Source organism: Halorhabdus sp. SVX81 (genome assembly GCF_029207715.1).
In the GTDB taxonomy this organism is placed as follows: Archaea; Halobacteriota; Halobacteria; order Halobacteriales; family Haloarculaceae; genus Halorhabdus.
On record NZ_CP104322.1, the window covers coordinates 803,840 to 818,244 of the forward strand.

Genomic DNA, 14,405 nt, shown 5'->3' on the forward strand with positions numbered 1-14,405 from the left:
CGCCCTGACGGAACATCCGTCGTTTCGCCGTCTTGTTTTGGACGGGTCCGTCACAGTCTCTGTTCTGAGAATTGCCACCGCAGCCTTTTGAATTAGGGGAGCGAACTGGTAGTATTGATGACGGATGCATCGACGGGCATCAACGTCCTGCACGTTGACGACCAAGCGGACCTCGCGGCAGTCGTCGCTGAGATGCTCGAACGGGACGCGGACATCACGGTCGAAACAGCGACGAGCGCGACCGAGGCGCTTGAGCGGCTCTCTGGGGGGCAGTTTGACTGTCTGATCTCCGACTATGCGATGCCGGGAATGGACGGCATCGAGTTCCTCGAGGCAGTTCGGGCGGACGATCCCGACCTCCCGTTCATTCTCTATACCGGCAAGGGGAGCGAAGAAGTCGCCAGCGAGGCCATCACTGCCGGGGCGACCGATTACCTCCAGAAGGGTGGCGGGACCGAACAGTACGAGCTACTCGAAAACCGCATCCGGAACGCCGTTGCCCAGTATCGCTCCGGGCAGCGTGCGGCCAAACTTGATCGGATCCGGTCGCTCGCCAGCGACCTCAATCAGGTGTTAGTCCGGGCGGATTCCCGTGAAGAAGCGGAGGCTGCCGTCTGTGAACGTATCGTGGACACCGATCGCTACGAGTTCGCGTGGATCGGCACGGTCGATCCGGACACGGACCGACTCGTCGTCCGGGAGCGGGCCGGCGAGAGCGACGGGTATCTCGAGGAGATCACGGTCACGGCTGACGAGAGCCCGACGGGGAAAGGCCCAACCGGGACCGCGGCGCGGGAGCGACGTGTCGCTGTCTCCCAGAACATCGCCGAGGATCCCGACCTCGACCGGTGGGCGGACGCGGCGACCGCCCGTGGCTTCCAGTCGGTCGCGGCCGTCCCGCTCGAACACGAGGATACACTGTACGGCGTCCTCACGCTGTACGCGGACGAACCGCAGCCGTTCGACGGGGACGAACGCGACTTACTTTCGGAACTCGGGGCTGATATCGGCCATGCGCTTCACTCCTTTGCCATCGACGAAAAGCGCCGCGAGGAGCGCGATCGTCGGGAGGCACTGTTCGCGAACGCGCCGACGCCTGTGGCAGCCTCACGTCCACGGGGTGAGGACCACAAGCAGTATATTACGGACGTCAACGAGTCCTTCGAGACTGTCTTCGGGTTCGAGCGCGATGCCATCGTCGGGGAGGAAGTGACGGATGTCCTCGTCCCTCCGGAGTATCACGACGAACATGTCCGATTCCGGAAGCGAACCGCGGACGGTGAGGCGATCACGGCAACCGTCGAGCGACTGACCCGCGACGGGATCCGGGAGTTCATCATGCATATCATTCCGCACGGACTCGACGACGGATCACCTGTCGGGAACTACGTCTGGTATACTGACGTCACCGATTGGGGGGAACGCGAACGGCAACTCCGGGCGTTCCGTGAGGTAGTCGAACACGCCGGTCACGCGGTGTACTGGACGGATCCTGACGGGGTTATCGAGTACGTCAACCCGGCGTTCGAAACCCAGTCCGGGTATTCGGCCGAGGAGGCGATCGGCCACGATTCGGCGATCATCAGCTCCGGCGAACACGACGAAGCGTTCTACGAGACCCTCTGGGAGACGATTCTCGACGGCGAGACCTGGGAGGGTGAGCTTGTCAACGAACGCAAAAGCGGCGAGCGGTACGTCGTCGAACAGACGATCACACCCGTCACGGACGAGGAGGGGGAGATCGAGCGGTTCGTCGCGATCAACGCCGACGTCACCGAGCGCGAGGAGCGCGAACGGAACCGCAAACAGATCAATACAGTCCTCCGGACGATCGTAGAGCACCTTCCGATGGGCGTTCTCGTCGAGGATGCCGATCGGGACGTCTTGATGGTCAACGAGCGACTGGGGGCTGTCTTGGACGTCTCCGCCTCTGCCGAGGACCTGATCGGCCGTGACTGTGGGCGGGCGGCCGAAGACCTCAAGGGGCTGTTCGCCGATCCCGAGGGCTTCATCGAGGGGATAGCACGACGGATAGACGCGCGCGAACCCGTGAAAAACGAGCGACTCGAACTCGAGGATGGGCGCATTCTCGAACGTGATTACGTCCCCTACACGTTGCCGGACGGCGAGGCCAACCTCTGGCTGTATCGGGACGTCACCGATCGAACCCGGAACGAGCGACGCCTGAAACACCAAAACCAGCGCCTCGAACAGTTTTCGAGCGTCGTCAGCCACGATCTCCGAAACCCGTTGAACGTCGCCACGAGCCGACTCGAACTCGCCGAAGAGACGTGTGACAGCACCCACCTCGAACACGCGCGGACGGCGGTCGAGCGAAGTCTCTCGCTGCTCGAAGACCTTCGAGCACTCGCCATCGAGGGGCGCACGGCCATCGAGACGGAACCGGTCGCGATCGCGGGGACGATCAAGGACTGCTGGCGGACGGTGCCAACGGGCGAGGACGCGACGCTTTCGGCCGAGACTGACCGACTGATCCGGGCCGACCCCGGCCGGCTGAAACAGTTGTTCGAGAACCTGGTTTCGAATGCCGTGACACACGGGGGCGACGGCGTAACCATCACGGTCGGCTCACTCGCCGAGGGGTTCTACGTCGAAGACGACGGCCCGGGCATTCCCGAGGACAGCCGCGAGACGGTCTTCGAACTGGGTCACTCCACAGCCGACGAGGGGACGGGATTCGGGCTCGCCATCGTCAGGGCGATCGCCGACGCCCACGACTGGACGGTCACTGTCACGGAAAGCGAGACCGGCGGCGCACGCTTCGAGTTCACCGGCGTCGACGTCATCGAGGAGTGAGTCCGTTCGGCGACCGCTACTCCGCCATGCCCCAGACGTCGTCGTCCCACGACCGGGCGCGGTCGTCGTAGGACGGCTCGCCACGATCGAGGTCGTCGATGCGGGCGTGGTCTTCCGCTTCGAGTTCGAAGTCGAAGAGATCGAAGTTCTCCTCGATGTGACCTCGGGAGGTCGAGCGCGGAAGCACGACGATATCCTTCTCGACCGCCCACCGGAGGGCGACCTGAACGGGCGTCTTGTCGTATTTCTCGCCCAGTTCCTGCAGCGTCGGATCCGAGAGAACTTCGCCGCGAGCGATCGGCGCGGCGGCTTCGACGACGATGTCGTTGTCCTGGCAGTACTCGACCAGGTCGGTGCGCTGGAAGTAGGGATTGAACTCGATCTGATTGACCGCGATCGGCACGTCGGCGACGTGCTGGGCAGCACTCAGCTGGTAGCGGCTGAAGTTCGAGACGCCGACGTTCCGGACCAGCCCCTCCGCTTTGAGCGTCGCCATCGCGTCCATGGTTTCTCGCACGGAGATCGCCGGGTTCGGCCAGTGGATCAGATAGAGATCGAGATAGTCCGTCCCCAGGTCCGCCAGGGTTTGCTTGGCCGTCTCGATCACCGACTCGTAGTTGAGGTGCTTGGGCAGGACTTTCGAAGTCAGGAACAGGTCCTCGCGGTCGTGGTCGGCGAGGACCTCGCCCAGGGCGGCCTCGTTCATGTACCCCTCGGCGGTATCGATATGGGTGTACCCCGATTCGAGCGCGATCTCGACCGGTTCCTGGACGGTCTCGCCTTCGAGTTCGTAGGTGCCTTTACCGACGAGGGGCAGTTCGTCGCCACTCGGCAATGTCGTGGTTGGGACAGTCATGGTTCACGTGGAAATTCACTCGCCCGATCCTTAACGTGACCGTTCCCGTCGTCCCGGGGCGCGGCGTCACCCGATCGACGCGACGACCTCGCCGATCGCTCGAAGTCGGCTTTCGGGAGCCGGCGCAGCCGCGATCGCCGAGGCCGCCCCCGTCGCGTCCACCCCGAGTTCGAACGCACGACGGACGTCTTCGGCGGTCGAGATTCCGCCGCCGACGCGGACCGGTGTCCCCGGTGCCACGTCGTCGCGCATGTCGAGAAACGCTCTGATGCGGTCGGGATGCGTCCGGGTGATCGCTCGCTCGGTCGCGATGTCGCCCGGCCGTTCGAAGAGCAACTGGTCCGGTTCGAACGCGGCGACTGCGCGCCCCATTTCGACGCTGTCGACACAGACGATCGCATCCAGCCCGACCGTCTGACAGCGCTCGATCTTGGTCTCGATGTCGGCGAGCGTATCCCGGTTTTCGGCGTGGTTGATGATCGCCCCGACCGCTCCCGCCTCGACCAGCGCTTCGGGGAGCAGCCTGCCCATCCCCCGACCCGGTTCGACTGGATCGACGGCCGGCGCGAAGACGGGGAGGTCGGTCTCGCGGGCGACCGATCGCAGGTCCGGGAGTTGGGGCGTCAGGACGAACGGCGCGCCGGTCTCCTCGCTTACCCGCTCGATCGTCCCCGCGAGCGCGAGTCCGTCTTCGCCCCACGTCCCCGGATACACTTTGAAGTTGATCTGGAAGTGTGGATACGGCAGACTCATCGACGGGGGTTACTCTCGTGGCGCGCAAAAATCCCGCGCTGGATCGCCCCCGATATCCGGCGGTTCGGGCCAGCGATTCACCGTTGGTCGAGAAACGCTCCACACTGCCTTCGACCGAGGTCCATCAACTCGGCGATGAACTCGGGATCGCGGTCGAGTTTGGTCGAGCAGTGGTAATCGCGGCCCATCTCGATGCGGTGGATCTCCGTCTGTGCGAACTCTTCGGTCGGGAGTGTTCCATCGGCGACCCACTCGTTGATCTGCCTGACGAACCCCAGTTCCTGATTCAGCGAGATGTTGCCCGACAGCTCGTTTCGTCGGTCGGCGATCTCCTCTAAGGTCGTCGGTTCGCCTTCCAATTCCTGGGGATTGATCTGGATGATCCAGAGTTCCTCGGGCTTGCGTTCGGGCGGTTGATGCATCATGTCCCGGACGGGCGGATTCTGAGAGAACAGGCCGTCCCAGTGGTAATGGCCGTGAATCTCGACGGCCTCGAAGACGTTTGGCACAGCCGCCGACGCGAGGACGGCCTCGACGGTGACGTCCTCGTCGACGAAGGTTTCGAAGACGCCCGCGTTGACGTTGACCGTCCCGACGACCAACTCCGGCGTCTTGCTCCGACAGAACTCGGGGATCGTACCGAAGTCGATGTGGGTCTGTAAAACCTCTCGAATGCGTTCTTTACCCATCTCCTTGCCTGGGACCTGATAGGGGCTGAGCCGGGGGAGGGGCCAGCCGCTCTCGCCCAGCCGGTTGATGTTTGTCAGCCAGGAGTTGAGCATCCGATCGCCGTAGTCACTGGCCGCGAGATCATCCCAGATCGCGTTCAGGAGGTCAGCCGCCCGTTCGGGGCCATCGGTTACGAGGCCATACCAGGTGGCGAGTGCGTTGAACGCCCCGCCGGAGGTCCCGCTGATCCCCACGAGTTCGAACTCATCCTCCCAGTCGCACTCAAGCAGCATCTCCTCGAGGACACCCGCTGTAAACGCCGTGTGGCTGCCGCCGCCCTGGCAGGCGATGGCCACGTTCGTTTGCTCACCCATCTGTGACTTGCTCTACACGCCACTCATTCATAGGTGGTAGTGTACACCCGCCCTCGAAGCAGAGGTCGCCGCCGTTGAGGGGCTGGCATGGCTGGAGAAGCCAAAGACGAAGCGGTTCGCGACCTCGACGGGCGTCATCATCTTCCAGAAGAACCGGCTAGCAACCGCTGCAGCCCAGCAACACTAAAGTTTGAATACGACGTTTCTCTTCTACTGGATGGCATATCGCACCACTCTTCGTGGGGTCCTGGCCGGGCTGGCGGGGATCGGGATTGTGCTGACATTCCTGTTTGCCCGGATTGGACTCGTGTCGCCCGAAGTAGTGGTCGGCTTTGCGGTCGCAACGCTGACCGCGCTATTCGCATCGGGTGGGCGGACGGCTTTCAGGCGATTGTTCGGGCGTACCCCACCGACCGATTCGCCGGCCGACGACGCAGATTGGTGGCTCGCCCGGCTCGAACCGGCGCTCGAACCGTCCTGGAATGGATGGTCGGATCTGGTCGTGACTGTTGGGCTGGCCGTGGTTGGCCTCGGCACATTCGGACTCATCGTCACCGTCCGCAGGGACGATCCGCCGATCGAACTCCTGCTCGTCGGCTTTTTCGGCCTCACCGGCGCACTCATTTCGATCGGCTTTGCCATCAGCGGTGACGCCGGTTGAGGGTCTTTGAGTACGTCCGCGTTCCGTACGCTGCTTTGCTGGAGTACTCGAAAATACGATAGCTGATTCACACGCCCACGGGAAATGGGCGGTGTCGAAATGCACAGGGAGGCGGGATGTGACTTGGAGGGCCGAAGTGGGCAGGGACGACATCCAGCAGGGTTACTCCACCCCCGCCATCCTGCGCAATCTCAGCTAAACCCGGGTAGTTTGTAGGTTCTATCGTGATACAATACTTACTACCGATAGTAACAATACTATCTTTACAATCGATACTGCCTTCAAGACAGATGGTATCTTTAACACAATGACAATCGAAACAGCTCCGTCGGCCGAGAGAGCGTTTCTGTCGGGACAGTTAGCTGTCGTCCTGTAACTTGTGCCGGAACGCGTGGAGGACGTTCCAGCCGGTTTCCGTGAGTTCGATCTGTTTCTGGCGACCGACTGCCTCGACCGCGATGTAGCCGTCGGATTCGAGCGGATCGACGATGTTGGCGTTCAACAGCGCGAACTTGGCCTTGTCGTTGGCCGGATCGGCCTCGGTCATGAAGGATAGTTCGGCGGACTCGGCGAACGCGATCAGGTCAGACTTCTTTGCCGTGTAGGCGTCGGTGTTCGTCTCGGCCAGGTAATCGAGGACGGCGACCTGATCGTAGGAGACGGCTTCGATCGGATACGACGGGAGGACTTCGGCCTCGTCGAATCCCCGCGTTCGTGGATTCGATTCGAGATCCGGGACGTGCTCCTCGACGTGGACGTAATAGGCGGTCGCGTCGGTCGCCATGCAGGCGATCGCGCTGCCGATAGCCGCGAGCTTTCCGCCGCTGGAGACGTTGACGCGGACCACGTCTTCGGCGTGTTCCGCGACGACAGTCGTGACGACCGCGAGCACGTCGTAGATGTCGGCGAGGTCGGCTTCTCGAAACGCAACCGTACGACTGTCCGCTTGGAGTTCCTCGACGAGCGCTTCCTGGTAGGGTGTCAGGTCGCGGTCGTGGTGATCTCTCGCGAGTAGATAGACACGGTCGGCGTCGTGTTCGCGAATCGGCGAGAGAATCCGGTCGTGCTCGTACCCCAGGGGCACGACGTGGACTTCCTCGATGGGTTGCATGTCACAGATACCAACGCCGATTGTCAGGAACGTTTCGGTCGTCGTCGAGTGGGCGCTACTGTGAGCGTGCCTTGATCTCCCACCCCATATCTAGTACAGACTCATTTCTCGGGACTCTCGGCGTGAAGATTCTATCGCCGTTTGCCACCACGGTCAATTCGGCCCAGCGTTGCGGTCCGGATCGCAGGCCACCTCCATCCGGTTGTCACCGAATCGCCCACATGCTCGATCATTTTCCGTCTCCGCTTTCTCCCGGGATGGGACTGCTACATCACTGAACCCGTAGTACCGCCGCCACAAGCGCCCGGAGGCGAACCTCGAGTGGCCCCACTGCGAGTCGGTCCGACAGCCGCCCGGGAACGGCGTCCGCCCCGGCGATCGCAATCACGGCACTGCCGACTCGTATCTCCGCGGTCAGGTCAGCCGCCGAGAGCACTCGCGTGAGGCGCGGTAACCGGCCGCGTTCACTCCATAGCAGACGGCACCCGGCCCACACCGACGGTACCTGGATGCGGATGCGTTCCTCGACAGTACTGATAGCGAGGTCGATGTCGTCGACGGTGACCGAAAGATTGGCGGTGACACTGAGGTCGGGGCCGCGACGAGCGAGTGTCTCAACCGTTGCGAGCAGGTCACCGCTCGCTGGCACAGTTACTCACGCTCGTTGGTCGTGACCCGGACCGTTCCGTCGACGTGCCAGTGGGCGTGGTCGGCGTCCTCGCCGACTTTGCTCGGAACGGCCACGTCCAAGTCCTCAAAGTCGTAGACGATTTCGGCTCCCCGACCCGTCAGTCGGTCGTACAGCCCGACCGCGAGCTCGGGCCAGTTGGTCGTCTCCTCGATGGTGTTCTCGGCTCCCGTGTCAGATTCACTCATCATCTTTAATTAAGGTTCAATACAGATATACTTGTGGCACGGGTTGAACGTGGCCCCAAAGCAGCCCTTTCCGGATTTTCGGGAACCGGGCGGGCGCAGAGCGGTCACGATCACTGAACCGAGCGGTCTCTTCGTCGTTACTGCATCTCTTTCGTGTATGGCCAGCGTTTCCTGATATCCCGTCTCCTCTCGGCACATCCGGTCGGTTACCTTCCTGTGACAGCCTTTCCCACCGGACTCTATTCGCTGTGGAGTGCCAGTTCGGCAAGCGAAATGGTGCTCAGTGGCTGGCTGATGCTCGGTCTCGGCGTCGTCGTCCTCGTTCACGGCACCGTCCTGCTGACGGATCTCGCCGACCGACTCGGGACGGCCAGCGGGCCGCTGGTGATCGGCTACGCGGCGATCGTCCTGCTCAACCAGGCGCTGCTGGCGTCCGGACTCGCCGGCGTCTTCGATCCGACCGGATGTCTTCGAGGACATCCGTCACCAGGTCCGAGCCGTGGCGGGACTCGACGTCCTCCCGGCGGTAGACGTCGCGATGGCGCGTCTCGTCGTAGATCACGATCGCCTGCAGGGTCTCGCCCGCGTGGGACTTGACAACGTCGAGACCCAGTCGGTCCGTGTTCGACGATGTCTTCGACATCGGCAGGCACACCGGGGGTTTCAGCAGGACGTGTCTTTTGCATTGGGGCTTCGACTGGTACTTTCTTTCAGTCACGCCGCGGCTGAGTGTATCGTTCCCACGGACCTCGTAGTTGAATCTGTTGGTGATCTGGACTCCCAGTGGTTGCCCGGGACAGCTTAAATATGTCTCCGGTATAACGTGTTGATAGATCATGAGTTTCGACACGCAGACAGCAACGAGGGTTCCCGAACACGCGATGGCGAATCCGCCGCGCATTTTCGACCCCGGAGAGGCGTTCGATACGATTCAGGGGATCACTGGCCGGAAGTGGTACCTCCGAATCGTCTATCACTCCCTTTTGGATGGGCCGATAGGTTTCAGTGCGCTGAAGCACGCTCTCGACGGGGTGTCTTCGAAAATATCATCGGAGAGTCCGTTCGCTCTGGAAAACCAACGTCTCGTCGCCCGTGAAATCGTCAGCGACCAACCCGTCCCCGGCGAGTACTTCGTGACCGATCGCGGCGAAGCGTTAGCACCCGCCGTCGCGGCACTCCTCCAGTGGGACGCCGCGTTCGACCGAGAGGAGGCCGACTGAATGGCTCACTACGACGTGCTGGTCATCGGTGGCGGGACGGGGAACAACGTCGCGGCGGCCGCGGCCGACGCCGGACTCGACACGGCCCTGGTCGAGAAGGGGCCACTGGGCGGGACCTGTCTGAACCGGGGGTGCAACCCCTCGAAGATGCTCATTCAGGCCGCAAACGCTGCCCAGGAAGTACGGGAGGCTGACCGATTCTTCCTCGATGCCTCCTTGGATGATGTGGATTTCTCGGCCATCGTCTCCGACATGGACGAGACACTGTCCGGACTCGCCGAAGGCATGGAAGCCGACTACCGCGAGAAAGACGATCTCACGCTGTATCAGGACGAAGCCGTCTTCGTCGACGAGCGGACCATCCTGGTCGATGACGAGCACGTCAGTGGGGGGAACGTGGTCGTCGCGGCCGGGAGCCGCCCGTTCATTCCACCGATCGATGGCCTCGGAAACGTGGATTATCTCACGAGCCGCGAGGCGCTGTATCTCGACGACCAACCCGAGAGCCTGGTGATCATCGGCGGTGGATACATCGCCGTGGAACTGGGCTACTTCTTCGAGACGGTGGGGACCGGCGTGACGATCATCGAGAGCGGCGAGATGCTCCTCGGCCGTGTGGATCCCGAGGTGCGCGAGACGTTCACGGAAATCGCCAGAGAGCGTCACGATGTACACACGGGCTATCGCGCCACAGCGATCGAGCCGCTCGGTGAGGGCGTCCGAGTCTTTGCCGAGTCCGGGGATGATGACGTCATCGAATGTTCCGGCGAGGACGTGCTCGTGGCTGCCGGTCGGCGGCCGAACACCGACTCGCTCGACGTCGCCTCGGCCGGCATCGAGACCGACAACCGGGGCTTTGTCGTGACGGATGAACGCCTCGAAACTACCGCCGAAAACGTCTGGGCGCAGGGCGACATCGCCGGCAACGCGATGTTCAAACATTCCGGCGATTACGAGACCCGCGTGGTAATCGACAACGTGGTCCATGACACCGGCCGGGAGATCGACCTCTCTGCGCTGCCCCACGCTGTGTTCACCGAACCACAGATCGCCGGCGTCGGCGCGACGGAAGCCGAACTCAAGACAGCTGATCACCCGTATGTCGTCGGTCGGCAGGCTCTGCCCGACACCCCCATGGGACGGGCGAAGAAACTCGAGGAAGGGTTCGTGAAGGTGCTCGCCACTCCCGACGGCGAGATCCTGGGCTGTCACATGCTCGGCGAGGAAGTCTCGACGATGATCCACGAGGTGCTCGTGGCGATGCGGGCAGGGTCAGGACACGTCAGCGATATCACGGACACCATTCACGCACATCCGACGCTGAACAAGGCTGTCGAGTCCGCCTTCCGGGACGCGTTGGATACCTGACGGTGTGTAACTCCCACCGTTCATCCGGGGCGAGCGAAGACCGAAGTGTCTTATTCACCTCTGACGAAGGAGGGATACATGATCACGGGGACCTCGACTGCCCAGCCCATCGCGATGGAAGTCTCGAACATCCTTGGGGAGCCACTGGTCGATCTGGCCTTCGACGGGAGCGTCGAGGCGGCCGAGGACGTCACCGTCGGCGACGACGAGCGAGTCGTCATCGTCGGCTCGACGACGTCGAGTCAGGCCCACCTCGAACTCCTGGAACTCCAGGAGCGGGCCGTCCAGCGCGATCCTGACGAGATCGTCACGGTCATCGGCTACATGGGATATTCCCGCCAGGACAAGCTGTTCAACCCTGGCGAGGCCGTCTCGGTTCGGGCCATCGCGAAGGCCCTCAGCCCGAGCACGGATCGCGTCTACTCGGTCAACCCGCACAACGTCTCCGTACTGGATTACTTTGACGTCCCGGCCGAGCCGATCGACGCGGCCCCCCAGCTCGCCGAGCCCCTGCCCGATGATCTCTCCGATCCCGTCTTCCTCGGCCCCGACGAGGACGCGGTCTGGCTCGCCGAGTCCGTCCAGGAGACGTACGGCGAGGGACACGTCGATAACTTCGAGAAGATCCGCCACTCCGCGACCGAAGTCGAGATGAGCGCCGAGGACAAGGACTTCACCGACCGTGACGTCGTCCTCGTCGACGACATGATTGCGACCGGCGGCACGATGAGCGAGGCCGTCCGGCTCATCAGCAAGCAGGACACCAACCACGTGTACGTCTCCTGTGTCCACCCGCTGCTGGTCGACAATGCCCTGAGCAAGCTCTCGCGAGCCGGCGTCAAGTCGCTGTACGCGACCGACACGATCGACCGTTCGATCAGCCGCGTCAGCGCCGCGCCGCCGATCGCCGACGTGCTGTAAGCTGTTGCTGTTTTCCCGACCGTTCCTGCTACTGCGACTTGGCCTCGATGCCGACGCTTTCTCTCAGATCCGCGAGCGCCCCTGCCACGTCCGACTGGCCGAACAGCGACGAACCGATGACGAGCGTGTCCACCCCGCTCTCGACGCACTGCGGTCCCGTCTCACTGTTCACACCGCCATCGACCTCGATTTCGGGGGCCCCCATCGCGTCGAGTCGCTCGATCCGGTCGAGCGTCTCCGGCATGAACGACTGGCCGCCGAAACCTGGCTGGACGCTCATCACGAGGACGACTTCGACGTCGTCGAGGTACGGCTCGACTGCCTCGACGTCGGTGTCGGGATTCAGTGCGATCCCGGCGTCCATGCCGTGGTCGTGGATCGACTCGATGACCGCTCCCGGATCGTCCTCGCTTTCGACGTGGACGGTAAGCCGGTCAGCACCGGCGTCCTGAAACGCTTCGACGTACTCACCCGGGTGCTCGATCATCAGATGGGTGTCGAAGTAGAGATCAGTCCGGTCCCGGAGCGAACTGATCACCGGCGGGCCAAAGGAGATGTTCGGCACGAAGTGGCCGTCCATGACATCGAGATGGAGGATCTCGGCCGACTCGACGTCGCTGACGTCGCCGTAGAGATCAGCGAAGTCCGCTGCGAGGATCGACGGTGCGATGCGACACATACCGGTCAGTTCAGAACGGAGTCGTATCAACTCGTCGCCTCGCCTCGGCGGACGAGCCCTATTCCATACGTCCACCGTCGGCCGGCCTATTCCGTTCGCCACCGCCATCGGGGACTTCGAAGTTCGATAGCAGTGCCTGGAGCCGAGCGGCGCGATCGCTGAGCGATTCGACGGTGGTGTTGATCTGGGACATCGACGCGGTCTGCTGTTGGGCCGCTGCCGAGGCACTTTCGCTTTCGGCCGCGACCGTCCGGCTGCCGTCGGCGACATCCTCGATCGCCGAGACGGCGGATTCGGTGCTCGTGGCCTGGTCGTCGGTCGTCGCGCTGATCTCCTGGATCCCCTCGTCGGTCTCCTCGGCGTTGGTCGCGACCTGTCCGAACGCCTCGGCCACTGTCTCGACGGCCTCGACCGCTTCGAGGACGTACTGTTCGGCCGTCCGCGCCTCCTCGACGGTCCGTTCGGTTTCTGTCTTGACTGCCGTGATGAGCGACTCGATGTCGCCCGCCGATGCCTGGGTCTGCTCGGCCAGACTCTTGACCTCGTCGGCGACCACAGCGAACCCGTCGCCGCTGTTCCCGTCGCCGGACGCCCGGGCCGCCTCTATGTTGGCGTTCAGCGCCAGCATGTTCGTCCGCTCGGCGATGTCGCCGATTAGTTCGACGATCTCCCCGATTTCGGCCATTCGATCGTCGAGGGATTCGACGTTCCGGACGGTAGAGTCGATCGCGTCCCGGGCCTGTCGGGCGTCCTCGATCGCCCCCTGGGCCGTCTGTTCGCCTTCGTCGGCGATGCGAGCCGTCTCGTGTGAGCGCTCGGCGACCGCTTCGGCCGAGGCTGCCACCTCCTCGACGCCCGCCGAGAGGTTCGACAGTTCCCCGGAGAGCGCGTCGAGCATCTCCCGCTGATCGGCCGTCGCGCTCGCGATCTCCGTGACTGCGTCGCTTACCTCCGCGCTCGCGCTCGCGGCTTCATCCGTCCCGGCGGTCGCGTCAGCGCTCGCCTCGGCGACGGCCTCGGCGAAGGACTGGAGTTCCGCCATCGCCGTGGCCGTCTCCGTCACCATCCCGTTGAACGCGGTGGCGATCTGGGCCATAGCCTCGTTCTCGACGTCGGTGTCGAGTCGGGCCGTGAGGTCGCCGTCGGCAGCCTGTCGAATCGTGGCGCTGTAGGCGTCGGCCGTCGCTTCGAGACGCTGGTTTGCTCGCTCGATTTCAGCCTGGCGGGCCTGGGCCTCGGCCTTCATCTCCTGGGCCTCTGCCCGTGCCTCCTCGATTTCGGCCTGTTTGGCTTCGAGATCCTCGATCTCCCGGCTCTTCTCCCGGGCTTCCCGAAGTTGTGCGCGGGCCTCTTCGCGGGAGCGCTCAGTCGAGTACCATTGAGACATCAGTGCGATGGCCAGCGCCAGAACGAAGATCCCATGGATGAACCCCCACGCCCAGGGGTTGTTTATCGCGGCGGTATGGTTGTAGACGCGACTCGGGTTTATCATGCCGAAGACGCCGTGGGTAAGCACGACGTACCCGATTCCAAGCCCGAACGGCAGCCAGTCCTCGTAGACCGCGACGACGGCCATCCCGACGAAGAAGTGAAAGTGCGCCTCGATGAACCCGCCGGAAAGGTGGACCAGCACGACCGATGTCGACAACAGTCCCGTCGTCGCCAGCGCGGTCCGTGCCCGCCGGGGGAGTCGTGGGATTGCCGCCGCCAGGGCGAGGGCGACCACGATCGCGAGTTCGGCCAGGACGTGTGTCACCGGGATCGCCGGGATCGTCGCGCCGGTCACGACCGATTCCGTCCCCTCGTACGTTCCAAGCAGAAACAGGAAGGGGACGTGTGCAAGTATCAGTACGACGATGTTCCGGTGTCGACGCCGCCAGGACGCCTGGGGTATCGACCGCCCGTTCGGCACGTATCTCACCGCTTCCCGTATTCGGCGTGTCAACCCACCGAACCGGGAAAAATCGCCGGTATTGATCGGTTCGGTGCGTTCCATACCAGTAGGCCGACGTACCCGGTGAAAAGCTCATCTTCCGAGGTATCAAATTCTGAAATCGGAGGGCAAAACGAGCCTGTTTCGTCTCTTCCGAGGTGCCGCCA

General features: G+C 63.2%; 14 protein-coding genes and 1 pseudogene. 5 read left to right on the forward strand and 10 right to left on the reverse strand.

Annotated features, from left to right (window positions below; translation table 11 throughout):
• Window positions 1-117 precede the first annotated feature (117 nt).
• Entirely contained in the window at window positions 118-2,817 is a 2,700-nt protein-coding gene (locus SVXhr_RS03880; protein WP_275739628.1) for a PAS domain S-box protein, read from the forward strand.
• Between the two features lie 16 nt (window positions 2,818-2,833).
• On the opposite strand, the gene SVXhr_RS03885 is transcribed toward SVXhr_RS03880, so the two are convergent.
• The 4 genes and pseudogenes from SVXhr_RS03885 to SVXhr_RS03900 all read right to left on the reverse strand — a co-directional run.
• Window positions 2,834-3,673, reverse strand: coding sequence for an aldo/keto reductase (locus SVXhr_RS03885; protein ID WP_275739630.1), 840 nt, complete (start codon window positions 3,671-3,673; stop codon window positions 2,834-2,836).
• Between the two features lie 66 nt (window positions 3,674-3,739).
• Window positions 3,740-4,426 carry a triose-phosphate isomerase gene (locus SVXhr_RS03890; protein WP_275739631.1) on the reverse strand — a complete coding sequence of 229 codons (687 nt, stop codon included), beginning with the start codon at window positions 4,424-4,426 and terminating at the stop codon, window positions 3,740-3,742.
• 77 nt (window positions 4,427-4,503) lie between these two features.
• Window positions 4,504-5,469: a patatin-like phospholipase family protein gene (locus SVXhr_RS03895; protein ID WP_275739633.1), complete on the reverse strand. Its 966-nt coding sequence runs from the start codon at window positions 5,467-5,469 to the stop codon at window positions 4,504-4,506.
• Window positions 5,470-5,492: 23 nt separating this feature from the next.
• Window positions 5,493-5,613, reverse strand: a pseudogene (locus SVXhr_RS03900) (D-beta-hydroxybutyrate dehydrogenase); the annotation flags it as partial.
• 73 nt (window positions 5,614-5,686) lie between these two features.
• Here SVXhr_RS03900 and SVXhr_RS03905 point away from each other — a divergent pair.
• Window positions 5,687-6,130, forward strand: a complete 444-nt coding sequence (locus tag SVXhr_RS03905) for a hypothetical protein (protein WP_275739636.1) — start codon at window positions 5,687-5,689, stop codon at window positions 6,128-6,130.
• 358 nt (window positions 6,131-6,488) lie between these two features.
• Here SVXhr_RS03905 and SVXhr_RS03910 read toward each other — a convergent pair whose 3' ends face one another.
• The 4 genes from SVXhr_RS03910 to SVXhr_RS03925 form a co-directional block, all read right to left on the reverse strand.
• Window positions 6,489-7,241 (reverse strand): DUF6293 family protein, encoded by a 753-nt coding sequence (locus SVXhr_RS03910; RefSeq protein ID WP_275739639.1) that lies wholly within the window; start codon window positions 7,239-7,241, stop codon window positions 6,489-6,491.
• A gap of 271 nt (window positions 7,242-7,512) precedes the next feature.
• A complete protein-coding gene (locus SVXhr_RS03915) occupies window positions 7,513-7,890 on the reverse strand; it encodes a hypothetical protein (protein ID WP_275739641.1) in 378 nt (125 codons plus the stop codon).
• A gap of 2 nt (window positions 7,891-7,892) precedes the next feature.
• On the reverse strand, window positions 7,893-8,117 hold the full coding sequence (locus SVXhr_RS03920; protein WP_275739643.1) for a hypothetical protein: 225 nt from the start codon (window positions 8,115-8,117) through the stop codon (window positions 7,893-7,895).
• Between the two features lie 412 nt (window positions 8,118-8,529).
• Complete coding sequence (locus SVXhr_RS03925) at window positions 8,530-8,760, reverse strand: hypothetical protein (RefSeq protein WP_275739645.1); 231 nt, start codon at window positions 8,758-8,760, stop codon at window positions 8,530-8,532.
• 193 nt (window positions 8,761-8,953) lie between these two features.
• Here SVXhr_RS03925 and SVXhr_RS03930 point away from each other — a divergent pair, with 193 nt between their 5' ends.
• The 3 genes from SVXhr_RS03930 to prs all read left to right on the forward strand — a co-directional run bounded on the left by SVXhr_RS03930 (window position 8,954) and on the right by prs (window position 11,626).
• Entirely contained in the window at window positions 8,954-9,337 is a 384-nt protein-coding gene (locus SVXhr_RS03930; RefSeq protein WP_275739647.1) for a winged helix-turn-helix transcriptional regulator, read from the forward strand.
• On the forward strand, window positions 9,338-10,705 hold the full coding sequence (locus tag SVXhr_RS03935; RefSeq protein WP_275739649.1) for a dihydrolipoyl dehydrogenase: 1,368 nt from the start codon (window positions 9,338-9,340) through the stop codon (window positions 10,703-10,705).
• A gap of 78 nt (window positions 10,706-10,783) precedes the next feature.
• A complete protein-coding gene (gene prs, locus SVXhr_RS03940; protein ID WP_275739650.1) occupies window positions 10,784-11,626 on the forward strand; it encodes a ribose-phosphate diphosphokinase in 843 nt (280 codons plus the stop codon).
• A gap of 28 nt (window positions 11,627-11,654) precedes the next feature.
• On the opposite strand, the gene rpe is transcribed toward prs, so the two are convergent.
• Together rpe and SVXhr_RS03950 are read right to left on the reverse strand one after the other, a co-directional pair.
• Window positions 11,655-12,305, reverse strand: a complete 651-nt coding sequence (rpe, locus tag SVXhr_RS03945) for a ribulose-phosphate 3-epimerase (protein WP_275739653.1) — start codon at window positions 12,303-12,305, stop codon at window positions 11,655-11,657.
• 58 nt (window positions 12,306-12,363) lie between these two features.
• A complete protein-coding gene (locus SVXhr_RS03950; protein WP_275739654.1) occupies window positions 12,364-14,301 on the reverse strand; it encodes a methyl-accepting chemotaxis protein in 1,938 nt (645 codons plus the stop codon).
• Window positions 14,302-14,405: the final 104 nt, after the last annotated feature.

What these genes read in the sequence shown, in the direction of transcription:
- SVXhr_RS03880 (WP_275739628.1), top strand. Translation starts at nt 118, where the DNA reads ATGACGGATGCATCGACGGGCATCAACGTCCTGCACGTTGACGACCAA.
- SVXhr_RS03885 (WP_275739630.1), bottom strand. Translation starts at nt 3,673, where the DNA reads ATGACTGTCCCAACCACGACATTGCCGAGTGGCGACGAACTGCCCCTC.
- SVXhr_RS03890 (WP_275739631.1), bottom strand. Translation starts at nt 4,426, where the DNA reads ATGAGTCTGCCGTATCCACACTTCCAGATCAACTTCAAAGTGTATCCG.
- SVXhr_RS03895 (WP_275739633.1), bottom strand. Translation starts at nt 5,469, where the DNA reads ATGGGTGAGCAAACGAACGTGGCCATCGCCTGCCAGGGCGGCGGCAGC.
- SVXhr_RS03905 (WP_275739636.1), top strand. Translation starts at nt 5,687, where the DNA reads ATGGCATATCGCACCACTCTTCGTGGGGTCCTGGCCGGGCTGGCGGGG.
- SVXhr_RS03910 (WP_275739639.1), bottom strand. Translation starts at nt 7,241, where the DNA reads ATGCAACCCATCGAGGAAGTCCACGTCGTGCCCCTGGGGTACGAGCAC.
- SVXhr_RS03920 (WP_275739643.1), bottom strand. Translation starts at nt 8,117, where the DNA reads ATGAGTGAATCTGACACGGGAGCCGAGAACACCATCGAGGAGACGACC.
- SVXhr_RS03925 (WP_275739645.1), bottom strand. Translation starts at nt 8,760, where the DNA reads ATGTCGAAGACATCGTCGAACACGGACCGACTGGGTCTCGACGTTGTC.
- SVXhr_RS03930 (WP_275739647.1), top strand. Translation starts at nt 8,954, where the DNA reads ATGAGTTTCGACACGCAGACAGCAACGAGGGTTCCCGAACACGCGATG.
- SVXhr_RS03935 (WP_275739649.1), top strand. Translation starts at nt 9,338, where the DNA reads ATGGCTCACTACGACGTGCTGGTCATCGGTGGCGGGACGGGGAACAAC.
- prs (WP_275739650.1), top strand. Translation starts at nt 10,784, where the DNA reads ATGATCACGGGGACCTCGACTGCCCAGCCCATCGCGATGGAAGTCTCG.
- rpe (WP_275739653.1), bottom strand. Translation starts at nt 12,305, where the DNA reads ATGTGTCGCATCGCACCGTCGATCCTCGCAGCGGACTTCGCTGATCTC.
- SVXhr_RS03950 (WP_275739654.1), bottom strand. Translation starts at nt 14,301, where the DNA reads ATGGAACGCACCGAACCGATCAATACCGGCGATTTTTCCCGGTTCGGT.